General features: G+C 49.2%; 12 protein-coding genes. 8 read left to right on the top strand and 4 right to left on the bottom strand.

Translation table 11 applies throughout. The features are described 5' to 3' along the window. Window positions 1–6: 6 nt before the first annotated feature. Complete coding sequence (locus tag ACO0LH_RS16430) at window positions 7–285, bottom strand: sensor histidine kinase (protein WP_422942195.1); 279 nt, start codon at window positions 283–285, stop codon at window positions 7–9. Window positions 286–836: 551 nt separating this feature from the next. Between ACO0LH_RS16430 and ybaK the strand changes: the two genes are divergently transcribed. Together ybaK and plsY are read left to right on the top strand one after the other, a co-directional pair. Next, window positions 837–1,328, top strand: coding sequence for a Cys-tRNA(Pro) deacylase (ybaK, locus tag ACO0LH_RS16425; RefSeq protein WP_422942194.1), 492 nt, complete (start codon window positions 837–839; stop codon window positions 1,326–1,328). A 101-nt stretch (window positions 1,329–1,429) separates the two neighbouring features. After that, window positions 1,430–2,059: a glycerol-3-phosphate 1-O-acyltransferase PlsY gene (gene plsY, locus ACO0LH_RS16420; RefSeq protein ID WP_422942193.1), complete on the top strand. Its 630-nt coding sequence runs from the start codon at window positions 1,430–1,432 to the stop codon at window positions 2,057–2,059. A gap of 121 nt (window positions 2,060–2,180) precedes the next feature. On the opposite strand, the gene tsaD is transcribed toward plsY, so the two are convergent. Beyond that, the gene (gene tsaD, locus ACO0LH_RS16415) at window positions 2,181–3,209 is read right to left on the bottom strand and encodes a tRNA (adenosine(37)-N6)-threonylcarbamoyltransferase complex transferase subunit TsaD (protein WP_422942192.1); all 1,029 of its coding nucleotides are present in this window, start codon (window positions 3,207–3,209) and stop codon (window positions 2,181–2,183) included. A gap of 162 nt (window positions 3,210–3,371) precedes the next feature. On the opposite strand from tsaD, the gene ACO0LH_RS16410 reads away from it, so the two are divergent. The 4 genes from ACO0LH_RS16410 to ACO0LH_RS16395 all read left to right on the top strand — a co-directional run bounded on the left by ACO0LH_RS16410 (window position 3,372) and on the right by ACO0LH_RS16395 (window position 7,354). Further along, window positions 3,372–4,040: an ANTAR domain-containing response regulator gene (locus ACO0LH_RS16410; RefSeq protein WP_422942191.1), complete on the top strand. Its 669-nt coding sequence runs from the start codon at window positions 3,372–3,374 to the stop codon at window positions 4,038–4,040. A gap of 405 nt (window positions 4,041–4,445) precedes the next feature. After that, on the top strand, window positions 4,446–5,615 hold the full coding sequence (locus ACO0LH_RS16405) for a CmpA/NrtA family ABC transporter substrate-binding protein (RefSeq protein WP_422942255.1): 1,170 nt from the start codon (window positions 4,446–4,448) through the stop codon (window positions 5,613–5,615). 120 nt (window positions 5,616–5,735) lie between these two features. Beyond that, window positions 5,736–6,539 carry a nitrate ABC transporter permease gene (gene ntrB, locus ACO0LH_RS16400; RefSeq protein WP_422942254.1) on the top strand — a complete coding sequence of 268 codons (804 nt, stop codon included), beginning with the start codon at window positions 5,736–5,738 and terminating at the stop codon, window positions 6,537–6,539. Window positions 6,540–6,541: 2 nt separating this feature from the next. After that, window positions 6,542–7,354, top strand: coding sequence for an ABC transporter ATP-binding protein (locus ACO0LH_RS16395; protein WP_422942190.1), 813 nt, complete (start codon window positions 6,542–6,544; stop codon window positions 7,352–7,354). Window positions 7,355–7,453: 99 nt separating this feature from the next. Here ACO0LH_RS16395 and ACO0LH_RS16390 read toward each other — a convergent pair whose 3' ends face one another. Next, window positions 7,454–8,572 (bottom strand): alkene reductase, encoded by a 1,119-nt coding sequence (locus ACO0LH_RS16390; protein ID WP_422942189.1) that lies wholly within the window; start codon window positions 8,570–8,572, stop codon window positions 7,454–7,456. 196 nt (window positions 8,573–8,768) lie between these two features. After that, entirely contained in the window at window positions 8,769–9,371 is a 603-nt protein-coding gene (locus tag ACO0LH_RS16385; RefSeq protein WP_422942188.1) for a TetR/AcrR family transcriptional regulator, read from the bottom strand. A 354-nt stretch (window positions 9,372–9,725) separates the two neighbouring features. On the opposite strand from ACO0LH_RS16385, the gene ACO0LH_RS16380 reads away from it, so the two are divergent. Together ACO0LH_RS16380 and ACO0LH_RS16375 are read left to right on the top strand one after the other, a co-directional pair. Further along, window positions 9,726–12,026 carry a putative bifunctional diguanylate cyclase/phosphodiesterase gene (locus ACO0LH_RS16380; RefSeq protein ID WP_422942187.1) on the top strand — a complete coding sequence of 767 codons (2,301 nt, stop codon included), beginning with the start codon at window positions 9,726–9,728 and terminating at the stop codon, window positions 12,024–12,026. Window positions 12,027–12,551: 525 nt separating this feature from the next. Continuing rightward, complete coding sequence (locus ACO0LH_RS16375) at window positions 12,552–14,474, top strand: PrkA family serine protein kinase (RefSeq protein WP_422942186.1); 1,923 nt, start codon at window positions 12,552–12,554, stop codon at window positions 14,472–14,474.

The following is a 14,474-nucleotide window of genomic DNA, read 5'->3' as shown; positions in this document are numbered from 1 at the left end:
CTGTAATTAATAAAGTGGTGTCGTTTGCGAGCGTGAGAGTTCTATGCTGATGCTGCCACCCCTGGGAGTATGGTGCAGAGAATTGTCGATTAAATTGGTCAGAACGCCCTCCAGCTTGCCGATGTCTGCGCTCATCATTAAAGAGGTATTTTGCGGGCTTACTTGCAAACTGACTTCCAGTTCCCTGGCGCGTAAGGCAAATTTACTCAACACATCTTGTGCCAGCTCTGTAATGGCGATGGGTTCTAGCCGCACGGTTTCTACGCCGCCTTCCAGGCGCGCCATGGTGTCGCAGAGCGTGCGTAAAGGGCCCACAGACTTCGCAAATAACAATAGCAAGGTCCGTGCTGTAATCCAAGGGCGACCAGCGCAATTTTTTTAGGGAGATGCCAGGTGTCGCTAAAACGTTTTGTTCCATTCTGAAATCGTGCTTGCAATGAATACTAGTGGACATAAAAAGTCTCTCTGATGAAATGATAGTGAATCGGAATTGCAGAACTTCACGTTTCCAGGCAGGGGGAAGAACACCCGGCTAGTGAGGGGAAGCATCGACAGTAATAGCTGATCCAATGATTTGGAAATCTGATCATAGAAACTAATGGTCTTTTAATCATCGCAAACTGATGAATTTTTTCTCACGAATTCATCACGGGGATATAAAGAATGTGATTACGTGTATTTATGGTGGCGGGTCTGGCAGGCTATGCCGTGCCGTTTTTTTGTGCAATGCTTGTCTGCAATAGTGATCTGCAATAGGCAGAAACTTTGACTGTCAGCCATCGGGAGATATAATTTGCCCAGTTTGAAAATTGCATATTCGTCAAAGTGAGCACATCTTGGCCAAGAAAGAACACGTATCCGTTACACAGGCAACCCAGTTCCTGCGCAAACACAAGGCAGAATTTTCCGAGCACCCCTATGCGTATGAAGAACATGGCGGCACGGGCGTGTCCGCACGTGAGCTGGGTGTGGATGAGCACCATGTCGTTAAAACCCTGGTCATGCAGGACGAGGCAGCCAAGCCCATGATCGTGCTCATGCATGGCGACCGCAAGGTATCAACCAAAAACCTGGCAAGGCAAATTGCCTGCAAATCGGTAGAGCCCTGCAAGCCTGAAAATGCGCAAAAGCATTCAGGTTACCTGGTTGGTGGGACTTCGCCGTTTGGCACCAAAAAAGCCATGCCTATCTATGTAGAACGTAGCATACTGGATTTACCAAAAATTTATATCAACGGCGGGCAACGTGGTTACCTGATCGGCATTGCGCCGGAATTGCTGATCAGCCTGCTGCAGGCACATGCCGTAGACTGCGCTATGGATGAATAATCGCCTACATCGTCTAGAATAGACAAATCAAAAAATCACATTGGGGTGTTACCCCTGGCTGAGGGAAGTTTTTTCCTCTGAAATAAAGAATAAGGAAAAAGATGAATACAATTCTGGCTGCCATCGCCGCCTATCTGATCGGTTCACTGTCGTTTGCGGTAGTGGTAAGCAAGCTGTTTGGTCTGGCTGATCCGCGCACTTATGGATCGAAAAACCCGGGGGCGACCAATGTTTTACGCAGTGGTAACAAGGCGGCAGCCGTGCTGACCTTATTGGGTGATGCCGTCAAGGGCTGGTTCGCAGTCTGGCTGGCGATGACCTACGCAACGCAATTTCAACTGGACGATGGCAGTATCGCAATTGTTGCGCTGGCTGTTTTTCTTGGGCATTTGTGGCCAGTGTTTTTCAAATTTGTTGGCGGCAAAGGGGTGGCGACTGCTGCTGGCGTCCTGATCGGCATTAATATCTGGTTAGGTGTAGCGACGCTGGTGACCTGGATGGTGGTGGCGTTCGCATTCCGTTATTCTTCATTGGCGGCGCTGATCGCGGCGATCTTTGCGCCCTTGTACTATGGGTTTTTGTTCGGGCCAGATGTCAAACTGCTTGCCGTTTTTATCATGAGTGGTCTGCTGGTTTATCGCCATCGCCAAAATATAGCGAATTTGATGAATGGCAAAGAAAGCCGCCTGGGCAGCAAGAAAGACGTTCAGGCAGGCAGCAAGAAAAAATAGTGATCGGCAAATGACAAATAAGTCTGCGTAAGCCTGCATGTTTGTCATTTGCTACTGACACTGACTCTGACATTGCTATTATCAGTCCAGCGCCAGGTGTGGAAGTGATATCTGAATCGTGTCAGGCAGCAACGAGCTCCTGCAAGGGCCAGCGTGGCCTGACATTAAAGCCATAATCCCGCGTTGCCAGTGCGGGATTTTTTTTCAGCCGCATGGCGCCTGCAAAGGCGATCATCGCGCCATTGTCGGTACAGAATTCCAGTTCCGGGTAATACACTTGAAAGCGTTTCTTTGCTGCAGCGGCATTGAGCGATGCGCGTAACTGCTGGTTGGCACCGACGCCACCAGCAATTACCAGGCGTTTCAAGCCGCTTTCCTTGATCGCTGTCAGGCATTTCGCCGTCAACACGTCAACGATGGCGTCAACAAAGCAGCGGGCAATATTGGCTTTATCCTGTTCACAGATATTAGCCGGATGATTTTTTACTACTGTCAGCACTGCGGTTTTGAGACCAGAGAAACTGAAGTTCAGGTCTTTTGAATGCAGCATGGGGCGCGGGAATTTATAAGCGGCAGAGTCACCAAATTCTGCCATTCTTGAAATGGCCGGGCCACCAGGGTAAGACAGTCCCAGTAATTTGGCTGATTTATCGAAGGCTTCGCCTGCCGCATCGTCCAGTGTTTCACCCAATAACTGATAACGCCCCACTCCATCGACGCGCATCAATTGGGTATGGCCCCCTGACACCAGCAAGGCGATGAAGGGGAATTCCGGCGGCTGGCTGGCCAGCAAGGGTGATAGCAGATGGCCTTCCAGGTGATGCACACCCAATACCGGAATATCCAGTGCCATGCCGAGACCGCAAGCCACGGATGCGCCTACCAGCAGCGCACCTGCCAGGCCTGGCCCCTGGGTATAGGCAATTGCGTCTATCTGTTTCTTGCCCAGATTGGCCTTGCCTAATACTTCAGTCAGCAAGGGCAGGGCGCGACGAATGTGGTCACGTGATGCCAGTTCAGGCACAACGCCACCGTATTCCTGATGCATGGCGATTTGTGAATGCAGGGCATGTGACAACAGACCACGCTCCGTGTCATACAAGGCCAGGCCGGTTTCATCGCAGGAAGATTCAACGCCGAGAACTATCATGTAAATTTCTAAATTGGATGGATTAAAGGCAGGTAAGCTGGTGATGTATCGCTTGAAAATAGCAAGCCGATAACAAATAGTTTGCCTTCATCCAGAAAAACTGGATTGGTGCGAATCTTGCTACAGTTCGCATAACGAGATTATATCTGGCCTTGCCCACAAATGCGCAGCAAACCGAATAGTGATAATGCGATAAGACCACCATCACAAAGCCTGCGGATTGTGGTGGTGAATACGGTTATCCAGACTGAAGACGAATTGCAAGAGCATGCTCAGGCGCAACTGGCACGTTCACGCGCCTTGCGCATAGGCTTGCTGCAGGCAGGTTATAACATCATCGCCGTGATTCCGGGTGATCTGTACATGAGTGAGCGCATAGCACAGATGCAGCCCGACATGATCATTATTGACGCCGAATCTGATTCCCGCGATGTACTCGAACACATGGTTTTGTTGACACGTGATGCGCCACGCCCCATCGTTTTGTTCACGGAAGATGGTAACCAGTCACATATGGTGGCTGCCATGGAAGCCGGTGTTTCGGCCTATGTTGTGGCTGGGTTGCAGTCTGAACGTATCAAGCCAGTGCTCGATGTTGCCATGGCCCGTTTCAATGCTGATCAGAAACTGCGCACAGAATTATCGGATACCAGGGCCAAGTTGCAAGAACGCAAAACCATAGAGCGCGCCAAAGGTTTGTTAATGGAGCGTCATCACTTGTCAGAAAATGAGGCTTACCAAAGAATGCGCAGGCAGGCGATGGAAAAAAATCTGAAACTGGTAGATCTGGCGCAACGCATACTGGACGTCGCGGATTTGCTGGGGGCTTAAGCCCAGACTTGTGCGTGTAATTGGTGCGCCGCGTCATTGCGGTGCGAAAAACATCGCCGTTTTCTTTTTTATCGTGCTTCTTACCTGACCATGCGCGCGCGAAATGATATGGCACGGCAATTGCTAGGCTAAAAGAAAGTACCAAAGCTGGTACGTAAGAAAAAGTGAGCCTGACTAACGGCGGTCACCTCACCAGACAAAGGTGTCTTTCCACACGGTTTTCCGGCGTGGGATGACGCCTTTTTTCATTGCAGAAGTTAATACCTAAGCTGGAGTGCAGACATGACGAATCAGGAACCATCTACCAAGCTAGCTAACCTTGTCAATGCGCAGGAAGATCATGAACCGAATTTCAAACGTCGTAGTTTCTTGCAAAGTGCCGCAGTGGCAACGGGGGCAGGCATCATGGGGTTGAATACAGGTGGGGTCTGGGCAGCTGGATCAGACAAGCCAGAAAAAGAAGAAGTCCATATTGGCTTTATTCCGCTGACTGATTGTGCGTCAGTGGTGATGGCGTCGGTGCTGGGCTTTGATAAAAAATACGGCATCAAGATTATTCCTTCCAAAGAATCATCTTGGGCCAGTGTGCGCGACAAGCTGGTCAATGGTGAGCTCGATGCTGCTCATGTGTTGTACGGCCTGATTTATGGTGTGCAACTGGGTGTCGGTGGCAATAAAAAAGACATGGCCGTTTTAATGACACTCAACAACAACGGCCAAGCAATTACCTTGTCTAAAAAGCTGGCCGACAAGGGGGCAGTCGATGGTGCAGGTCTGGCAAAGCTGATGCAGACCGACAAGCGCGAATACACATTTGCCCAGACTTTTCCGACCGGTACCCATGCGATGTGGTTGTATTACTGGCTCGCTGCGCACGGCATCAACCCCATGAAAGATGCCAAGGTGATCACCGTACCACCGCCGCAAATGGTGGCGAATATGCGCGTTGGCAATATGGATGGCTATTGTGTGGGTGAACCATGGAACCACCGTGCGATTGCTGATGGCATAGGCATCACCGCCGCAACCACGCAAGACATCTGGAAAGACCATCCAGAAAAAGTGCTGGGTACCACTGCAGAATTTGCACAGAAATACCCGAACACGGCGCGTGCCGTGGTGGCAGCTATTCTGGATGCCAGTCGCTGGATAGATGCATCCTTGTCCAACAAGACAAAAATGGCGGAAACCATCGCTGATAAATCTTATGTGAATACCTCTGTTGATGTAATTAACCAGCGTATTTTGGGGCGCTATCAAAATGGCCTGGGCAAGACCTGGGATGACCCCAACTATATGAAATTTTTCAATGATGGCGCGGTGAATTTCCCGTATCTGTCAGATGGCATGTGGTTCCTGACCCAGCATAAACGTTGGGGTTTGCTCAAGGCTGACCCCGATTACCTGGCGGTGGCCAAAGCCGTCAACCGCATCGATATCTATAAGGATGCAGCGACGATGGCCAAAGTGTCCGTGCCAAAAGACCCCATGCGTAGCAGCAAATTCATGGATGGCACGGTCTGGGATGGAAAAAATCCGGCTGCCTATGCAGCGTCGTTCAAAATCAAGGCTTAAGGAGTGGTCATGAATACCTTGGTACATGGAGTAATGCAGGAAGCAGACGCTGCGACATCGGGAGGTAGTACAGTGACAATAACGGGAGAAGTAAAAGCTGAAAAAACGGCAGACGTAAAAATGCCGGGACAGAAAAAAATGATGTCATTGCGCCCGTTCTTTCTGAGTGTCTTGCCACCTTTATTTGGTATTGGCTTGCTGATACTGATCTGGGAAATCATCGCTGTCAAAAATACGACTTTTCCTTCGCCGTGGGTCACCTTGCAGGAAGCCATAAAAATATTCTCGGATCCCTTCTATCAAAAAGGGCCGAATGATCAGGGTATAGGCTGGAATATTTATGCATCGTTGAAACGCGTTGCAGTAGGCTTTGGGCTGGCTGCGGCGGTGGGTATCCCACTCGGTTTTCTGATCGGCCGTTTCAAATTTTTATCTGGCATGTTCAACCCTATCATCAGCCTGTTGAAACCTGTATCACCGCTGGCCTGGCTGCCGATTGGTTTATTGGTTTTCAAGTCGGCGCATCCGGCAGCGATCTGGTCCATCTTTATTTGCTCTATCTGGCCCATGGTTATCAATACTGCCATCGGCGTACAACGGGTGCCGCAAGATTATATGAATGTGGCGCGTGTACTGAATTTGTCTGAATGGAAAATAATCACCCGCATTTTATTGCCTTCAGTGTTGCCCTATATGCTGACAGGCGTCAGGCTGGCCATAGGTACGGCATGGCTGGTCATTGTCGCCGCAGAAATGTTGACGGGCGGTGTCGGTATCGGCTTCTGGGTCTGGGATGAATGGAATAACCTGAACGTGCCGCATATCATTATTGCTATTGTCGTCATCGGCATGGTGGGGTTGATACTTGAGCAAATTCTCGTGGCAATTGCACGTGCCTTTACTTATGAAGATGTGGGGACATGATTATGAATGAAATCGATAGCAAATATATAGAGATCAATCAGGTTGAAATGGTCTTTCATACCAAAAAGGGTAGCTTCCATGCGTTGCGCGATATTAACCTGAATGTCAAAAAGGGAGAGTTCATTACCCTGATCGGGCATTCCGGCTGTGGCAAGTCGACCTTGCTGAATTTGATCGCCGGGCTGACCAATGCAACATCGGGCACCTTGCTATGCGCGCACCGTGAAATTTCTGGCCCGTCTCCAGAGCGCGGCGTGGTATTTCAAAATCATTCCTTGTTGCCCTGGCTGACTTGTTATGAAAATGTTTTCCTGGCTGTTGAACGCGTATTTGGCGCTGCCGAGAATGGCACAAAACTGCAAAAGCGCACCATGCAGGCTTTGTCGCTGGTTGGTTTGACACATGCAGAAAAAAAGCGTCCAAACGAAATATCAGGTGGCATGAAACAACGCGTAGGCATAGCCCGTGCACTGGCCATCGAACCGAAAGTCTTGCTCATGGATGAACCCTTTGGTGCACTTGATGCATTGACACGTGCGCATTTGCAGGATGAATTATTGAAGATCGTCGCCAAGACTCAATCGACCGTAGTGATGGTCACACACGATGTTGATGAGGCGGTATTGTTATCTGACCGCATTGTCATGCTGACCAATGGGCCTGCTGCAACGATAGGCGAAGTCTTGACGGTGGGTCTGGAGAGACCGCGTGACCGCGTTGCCCTGGCACAAAATCCCCAATATGCACAATACCGGACTGAAGTGCTGGAGTTTTTATATCACCGGCAATCACATCCGGTACATGATGCGGCTTGAATCTGCTGCAGCACCATTGTTCCGATACTACTTCAGGTTCATCGCATTGCAGGCTATCGCAACAGGGATAGCCCTGCAATGCACATCAACGCAAAATCATCAGGCTGATGCAGCTTCTACTTCTTCCAGCGTAGGGTAATCGGTGTAGCCTTTTTCTTCACCGCCATAGAAGGTATTGCGGTCTGGTTTGTTCAATTCCGCACCTTTGGCAAAGCGTGCAACCAGATCTGGATTGGCAATATAGGGGCGGCCAAAGGCGATCGCATCTGCCAGACCACTGACGATCAGTGCGTCGGCTTCTGCTGCTGTATACCCACCACAGCAGATAATCGTACCCTTGAAGGCGGCACGCAATTGCTGACGGAAAGCCTGGGTCAGTTCAGCACCGCCAGCCCAGTCAGGTTCAGCGATATGGATGTAGGCAATACCGCGTTCATTCAATTCGGCAGCCAGATACAAGGCCATGGGTTCAGCTTCGCTATCAGCAATGCCGTGGGCCACAAAACCTGGCGACAGGCGTATGCCAACGCGGCTGGCTCCGATTTCTGCAATCGCGGCATCTACCGCTTCAAGCGTCAGGCGCGCACGATTTTCCAGGCTGCCACCATAGATATCATCACGCAGGTTGCTGTTGGTAGACATGAATTGCTGCAGCAGGTAGCCATTGGCAGCATGCACTTCAACGAGATCAAATCCGGCGCGTTTGGCACGGATGGTCGCCTGGCGATATTGCTCGACGATGCCGGGTATTTCTTCCAGCGCCAGGGCACGTGGTTCTGCCGTCGGTACATTGGCTGGCGTGCCATCAGGCTGCACGACGAAGCATTGCGCGTTTTCAGCGACGATGGCCGAAGGTGCGACAGGTGCGACGCCATTTTCTTGCAGCAGATTGTGCGAAATGCGGCCAACGTGCCAGATTTGCAGTGCGATCTTGCCTGCTTTGGCATGCACTGCATCGACCACGGTTTTCCAGCCAGCTTCCTGCTCATCGGTGTAGATGCCTGGCGTCCAGGCATAACCCTGACCCTGACGTGAAATCTGGCTGGCTTCTGTCACGATCAAACCGGCAGTCGCACGTTGTGCATAATATTCAACATTCAGGGCGCGCGGGATGTCGCCAGGCTGCGCAGCACGAGAACGTGTCAAGGGCGCCATTACTACACGGTTATTCAAATGCACACTACCAGTTTGCAAAGGTGAGAGTAAATGCTTGGGCATATTGTTTCCTTTAAAATTAGACCGGTCGTCTAGTTTGTGTTTCAAAAAAATGGGCAATGCCCATGTCCGTATTTCTTATTGCATAAAGTTTATTTCAAAACCATTGCTGCTTACTGCTACTCATTGGTGTTAATTGCGGCCTATATTGCTGCTTATATTGTTGCCTGTCATTGCGCATTGTTGTTGATACTGCTCACTACAATTTCAAAATCGATTCGGTTTGCTTGTATGCCAAATCCAGCGGGCGTATATCGCGATTGACCTTGGTCAGCAGGGATGCACCTACCCACATGCCATACAGGGCCTCGGCCAGTTCTTGTGTATCGCGGTCTGCCGCCAGGCTGCCTTGTGCCTGCGCATTTTTTAAAACACCGGCAATTTGCCGGGTGATGCCTTGCATGCCCGTGCTCAAGGCAACGCGCATGGGCTCAGATAAATCAGCCACTTCAGCAGCCAGTTTGATGGCCAGGCACATATCGTGGCAAGCGCTGCTATCGGCGATTTGCCGCCAATTGCTGAAGTAGGTCAGTAATTGCTCACGGGCAGGAATATCCCGTTTGAATAAGGCTGCCGTACTGGCGAGGTAAGTCGCAAAATACCTGTCCAGCATGGCAACTCCAAAACCTTCTTTGGATTGAAAATAATGATAGAACGAACCCTTGGGCACTTCCGCAGCAGCCAATAACTCACCCAGGCCGATCGCGGTAAAGCCTCGTCCTGAAATTAGTTGCTGACCTGTCATCAATACGCGCTCTCGCGTATCAAGATAAGGGCTGGCTTTTGCATCTGAAGTCGTCATGTTTATATGGTATTAGACCAGTCGTCTAGTGTCAAGTCTGATTTGAAAAATACGTATCGCAAATCATTTGCAAACTTTGTTGCAAAATGAAAATTAATTTTCATTTTTGGCTTTCTTATTGCTGCGATAAACGAAGAAATGATATAAAACTATGAGAGAATGGCAACTTCCTTCGGGATATATTTTTCAAATAGAGCTGATACAAATTTGTTTCCTGCTTATTGCTTTGTCATTCCAGGTTTGGGAAAGACAAAGCGTGTAAAAATTCCGGTCAATCCGGTAATTACTTCGTAATAACAGACATCTTGTACTGGCTCTGAAAGTTTCACTGGCTTCTTATTCCGATTAAATGACATGGTTCGCTGGCTTTTTCTGAATGAAAGTGCATTAACGCCTGCCGAGCATGCTGCATGGAAATTAAGCGCTCTACGTATCATTTTGATGTCCGGCTTTTTGCTGGAAGCGATCGTCGCGGTTCACAGTTCGCTGGACGCCATTGCGGTCGGTGCTTATCAGGTGTTGTGGGTGGTTGGCTTTTTCTATGTCTTGCTGGCTTTGGGTTTGTATTATTCATCCCATCATTTGCGTGCTGGTGCCGCTATTCTTATTGGCACGGTCTATGCGTCAGCATTTGCCATCATTTGCTTGATCAATCAGTTTGAAATAGCCAAATTAGGCTATATTTTCATTTACACCACGCCCATCATCGCCCGCCTTTTTTTTGGCACAAGACTGGCACTGGGGCTGATGGTATTCAATATCCTGCCTTTTGCATTGCTGTTGACAAACCGGCCTTTATTCAGCGTGCCAGGTTTTGATATCACGCTGCCAGGCAGCAACACCTATATTCAGTCGCTGCTGTTCCTGTTTTTTAACACCTGCGTTCCACTGGCGGTGTTCAGGGTATTGCATGAACTTGATGTATCGGCATTGCGCTATCGTCAGGCCAGTGCTGCGTTGACGGTCAGTCATGCCCAATATGAAGAAGTATTTCAAAATGCAGGTACCGCCCTGTTGCTGACCGATGCCGGTGGCAAGATATTGCAGGCAAATCAGATGGCCAATGACTTGCTGGGACGTGACGCCGCAACAGACGCAGACGGCGCCTTGTTTAGCTGGTTGTCACTCGATAACAGCGTACGCCTGAAAGGCCCCAATACCGACGAATCGGACAATATGCGCATGTCGGCCTATCGCACGCGCGATGGCAAACTGGTGGCGCTGGAAAATATCTCTCAAACCTCAACCGATCATTACATAGTGGCACTGCGTGATGTATCTGGCCTGCACTCCATGCATCATGCCTTGCAACTGAGTCTGCAACGCGAAGACTATCTGAGCCGTCATGATGCGCTGACCAATCTGCCTAACCGCGATATGTTGCGCAGCCACTTGCAAGACATACTGGCTGACAACGATGACAGCAAAGTCACTGCACTGGTATCGTTTCGCCTTAACAGCATACGCCATGCCAACCAGCAGTTTGGTGCGCATACCGGCGACATCCTGTTACGCCGTTTTGCCGAAGAATTATCGCGTGCCTTGCCCAAGAACTGTTTTTGCGCACGCTTGCGCAGCATCGTTTTTTCATTTGTCGTCGAACATTCGCGCACACCGGGTGAAATCATCAAGCTGGTGGAAAAAGTCAGGAATAATTTACCTAAAGAGCTGGAAATCAATGGTGAAAACCTGCTCGTGCAGTTTTCTGCCGGCATTGCCCTGATTCGTCCTGATGATAAAGAACCTGATGACCTCATACGTCGCAGCGAAGTGGCGCTGGATACGGCGCGCCGTTCCAGTGACCAGAGCGTGACCCTGTTTGATGAAGAAGATGCGCAGCAAATACGCCGCAGTGTGGAAATTGAAGTAGGTATTGTCAATGGCTTGAAACTCAATGAATTCCGCCTGGTGTACCAACCCAAGGTTGCGCGTGACGGCAATATCGCCGGCCTGGAAGCCTTATTGCGCTGGGATTCACCAACGCTGGGCAGTGTGCCACCGGCAGAGTTCATTCCTATTGCCGAGCGTGCTGGCCTGATACGCCTGATCAGCAATTTTGTCATGGACCAGGTATGCAGCCAGATCAGGCTTTGGCTGGACAAGTTTACGGATTGCCCGATCATCGCGCTGAACTTGTCTGCGACCGATATTGCGCGTACTGACCTGTTGCAACTGATCGATGATTGTTGTGCCCGCCACGATATTGCACCGGCCTATCTGGAATTTGAAATTACCGAAACCGGCCTGATCGCTAATGAAACGCTGACCATTCACCATCTTGATGAATTGAAGGCGCGTGGTTACAGCATCGCCATTGATGATTTTGGTACGGGTTATTCATCGTTGTCCAAACTCAGTCATTTTCCGGCGCAAAGCGTGAAGATTGACCGTTCCTTTGTGGCGCAGATCGGCCACAATCAAAAAAGTGAAATGATCATTAAAGCCATCATTTCGCTCGCCAATATTCTGTCCTGTTATACGGTGGCAGAAGGTGTAGAAAACGAAGCGCAGGAAATTTTTTTGAAAGAGATAGGCTGCGATTTCTTCCAGGGTTACTATTATTACCGTCCAATGGAAGTCTCTGCGCTTGAACTGTTACTGGCTGAATTGCCAGCAAAAGAAAGTATTCCTGAGTTTCAGTTCAAACTTGCCTGAATTAACTCGCACAAAGCGCGCCTGAATTAACACGGCATGTTGTTCATCATCAGCGCGATTGCAGAAAAATTGTGCGAGTGCGTCAATTGCAGCAGGTAAATTTTCCTGCGTGCTTTAGCCATCAAAATCCACTCATTTGATTTGAAAAACTTTGTGAACCTGCTTCACAAAGCTGATCGATCACGCGTTTTCAAGATATCAGGTATTGTGTAAATGAATTTTGTGCTTGCTGTCATATTTGGAAAAGCTGTCAACGACAATAAATGACAGCGCGTTGCAAGTATGCAGGCAAAAAATATTCGTGTAAGACTTTGCTCAGCTTATTGATGTTGGCAATCGTGTTTTTGCATAAGTCCAACATTTTGCACAGAGTAACAATTTCGTCTGCACGTTTTGATAATTTCAACTACACTAAAGTTGTAGTGTGCTGGCTGGCAATTATTTTTGTGATATCGCCAGCCCAGTGCGGCATCAGTTTTGTTTGCGTCTATTTGCAGCTTTATCTGCTTATTCATGGAGGTCAGGATGAATATCTTTGACAACTACACCGCAAGGTATGAACGGACACGCGAAGAAGAATATTCCATGCAGGAATATCTTGATCTCTGCAAAAAAGACAGACTAGTGTACGCCAGCGCTTCCGAGCGCATGCTTGCCGCCATCGGCGAGCCTGAACTGGTCGATACCCGTCATGATTCGCGGTTGTCGCGCATATTTTCCAATAAGGTTATCAAGATTTATCCTGCTTTCCGTGAGTTTTATGGCATGGAAGAGGTGATAGAACAGGTGGTCGCCTATTTCCGTCATGCGGCGCAGGGTCTCGAAGAACGCAAGCAGATACTGTATCTGCTGGGGCCGGTCGGTGGTGGTAAATCATCGATAGCCGAGCGCCTGAAATCATTGATGGAGAAGATTCCCTTCTATTGCATCAAGGGTTCACCCGTCAATGAATCACCACTGGGTCTGTTCAATGAAGAGGAAGATGGTACGTTGCTGGAAGAAGATTTCGGCATCCCGCGCCGCTACCTGAAAAGCATACCCAGCCCCTGGGCCGTAAAACGCCTGCATGAATTCAATGGCGACATCAATCAGTTCCGCGTGGTGCGTCGTTACCCATCGGTGTTGAAACAGATTGCCGTTTCCAAGACTGAACCAGGAGATGAAAACAACCAGGATATTTCGTCCCTGGTAGGGAAGGTCGATATCCGCAAGCTGGAAGAATATGCGCAGGATGATCCTGATGCCTATAGTTATTCCGGTGGTCTGTGCCTGGCCAACCAGGGCTTGATGGAATTTGTCGAAATGTTCAAGGCCCCCATCAAGGTCTTGCATCCTTTGTTGACGGCCACGCAAGAAGGCAATTTCAAGGGAACCGAAGGCTTTGGTGCCATTCCGTTTGAAGGTATTGTGCTGGCCCACTCGAATGAATCGGAATGGAAAGCCTTTAAAAACAACAAGAACAACGAAGCCTTCCTTGACCGTATTTATATCGTCAAAGTGCCTTACTGCCTGCGCGTCAATGATGAAATTAAAATCTATGAAAAGCTGGTACGCACTTCTTCGCTGGCCGCTGCCCCATGCGCGCCAGGTACGCTGAAGATGATGGCGCAGTTTGCGGTTTTGTCGCGCCTGAAAGAGCCGGAAAATTCCAGCATTTTCAGCAAGATGCAAGTGTATGACGGTGAAAACCTCAAGGACACTGACCCAAAAGCGAAATCGCGCCAGGAATACGCAGATTATGCGGGTGTCGATGAAGGTATGAATGGCCTGTCGACGCGTTTCGCCTTCAAGATTTTATCGAAGGTATTCAACTTCGATAATACCGAAGTGGCGGCCAACCCTGTGCACTTGTTGTATGTGCTGGAACAGCAGATAGAGCGGGAACAGTTCGCACCCGAAGTCGAGCAGAAATATGTCTCCTTTATCAAGGAGTACATGGCGCAACGCTATGCTGAATTCATAGGCAAGGAAATCCAGACGGCCTATCTGGAAAGCTATTCCGAATATGGCCAGAATATTTTTGACCGCTACGTCACCTTTGCTGATTTCTGGATACAGGATCAGGAATTCCGCGACCCGGATACTGGTGAAAGCTTTGACCGCGATGCACTTAATAATGAACTGGAAAAGATAGAGAAACCGGCAGGCATTTCCAATCCCAAAGATTTCCGCAATGAGATAGTCAATTTCGTACTGAGGGCGAGGGCGCAAAATGCGGGTAAAAATCCGGCCTGGACCAGTTATGAAAAATTGCGCACGGTGATAGAGAAAAAAATGTTTTCGAATACCGAGGAGTTGTTGCCCGTTATTTCATTCAATGCCAAGGCCAGTGCAGATGACTCCAACAAGCATCAGGAATTTGTCGAACGCATGGTGGCTAAAGGTTATACAGCCAAGCAAGTCAGGTTGCTGTGTGAATGGTATTTGCGGGTAAGAAAATCTTCGTGA

Origin of the sequence: Undibacterium sp. TJN19 (genome assembly GCF_049339485.1) — a bacterium.
GTDB lineage: Bacteria > Pseudomonadota > Gammaproteobacteria > Burkholderiales > Burkholderiaceae_D > Undibacterium.
Note: the sequence above shows the minus strand (reverse complement) of the source record. Positions and strands in the feature narration are given on the sequence as shown.

Bases quoted from the DNA above. Each gene is read 5' to 3' on its own strand.
- plsY (WP_422942193.1), top strand. From the start codon at position 1,430: ATGAATACAATTCTGGCTGCCATCGCCGCCTATCTGATCGGTTCACTG.
- tsaD (WP_422942192.1), bottom strand. From the start codon at position 3,209: ATGATAGTTCTCGGCGTTGAATCTTCCTGCGATGAAACCGGCCTGGCC.
- ACO0LH_RS16395 (WP_422942190.1), top strand. From the start codon at position 6,542: ATGAATGAAATCGATAGCAAATATATAGAGATCAATCAGGTTGAAATG.
- ACO0LH_RS16405 (WP_422942255.1), top strand. From the start codon at position 4,446: ATGGGGTTGAATACAGGTGGGGTCTGGGCAGCTGGATCAGACAAGCCA.
- ACO0LH_RS16390 (WP_422942189.1), bottom strand. From the start codon at position 8,572: ATGCCCAAGCATTTACTCTCACCTTTGCAAACTGGTAGTGTGCATTTG.
- ACO0LH_RS16430 (WP_422942195.1), bottom strand. From the start codon at position 285: ATGGCGCGCCTGGAAGGCGGCGTAGAAACCGTGCGGCTAGAACCCATC.
- ACO0LH_RS16410 (WP_422942191.1), top strand. From the start codon at position 3,372: ATGCGCAGCAAACCGAATAGTGATAATGCGATAAGACCACCATCACAA.
- ACO0LH_RS16375 (WP_422942186.1), top strand. From the start codon at position 12,552: ATGAATATCTTTGACAACTACACCGCAAGGTATGAACGGACACGCGAA.
- ntrB (WP_422942254.1), top strand. From the start codon at position 5,736: ATGCCGGGACAGAAAAAAATGATGTCATTGCGCCCGTTCTTTCTGAGT.
- ACO0LH_RS16385 (WP_422942188.1), bottom strand. From the start codon at position 9,371: ATGACGACTTCAGATGCAAAAGCCAGCCCTTATCTTGATACGCGAGAG.
- ACO0LH_RS16380 (WP_422942187.1), top strand. From the start codon at position 9,726: ATGGTTCGCTGGCTTTTTCTGAATGAAAGTGCATTAACGCCTGCCGAG.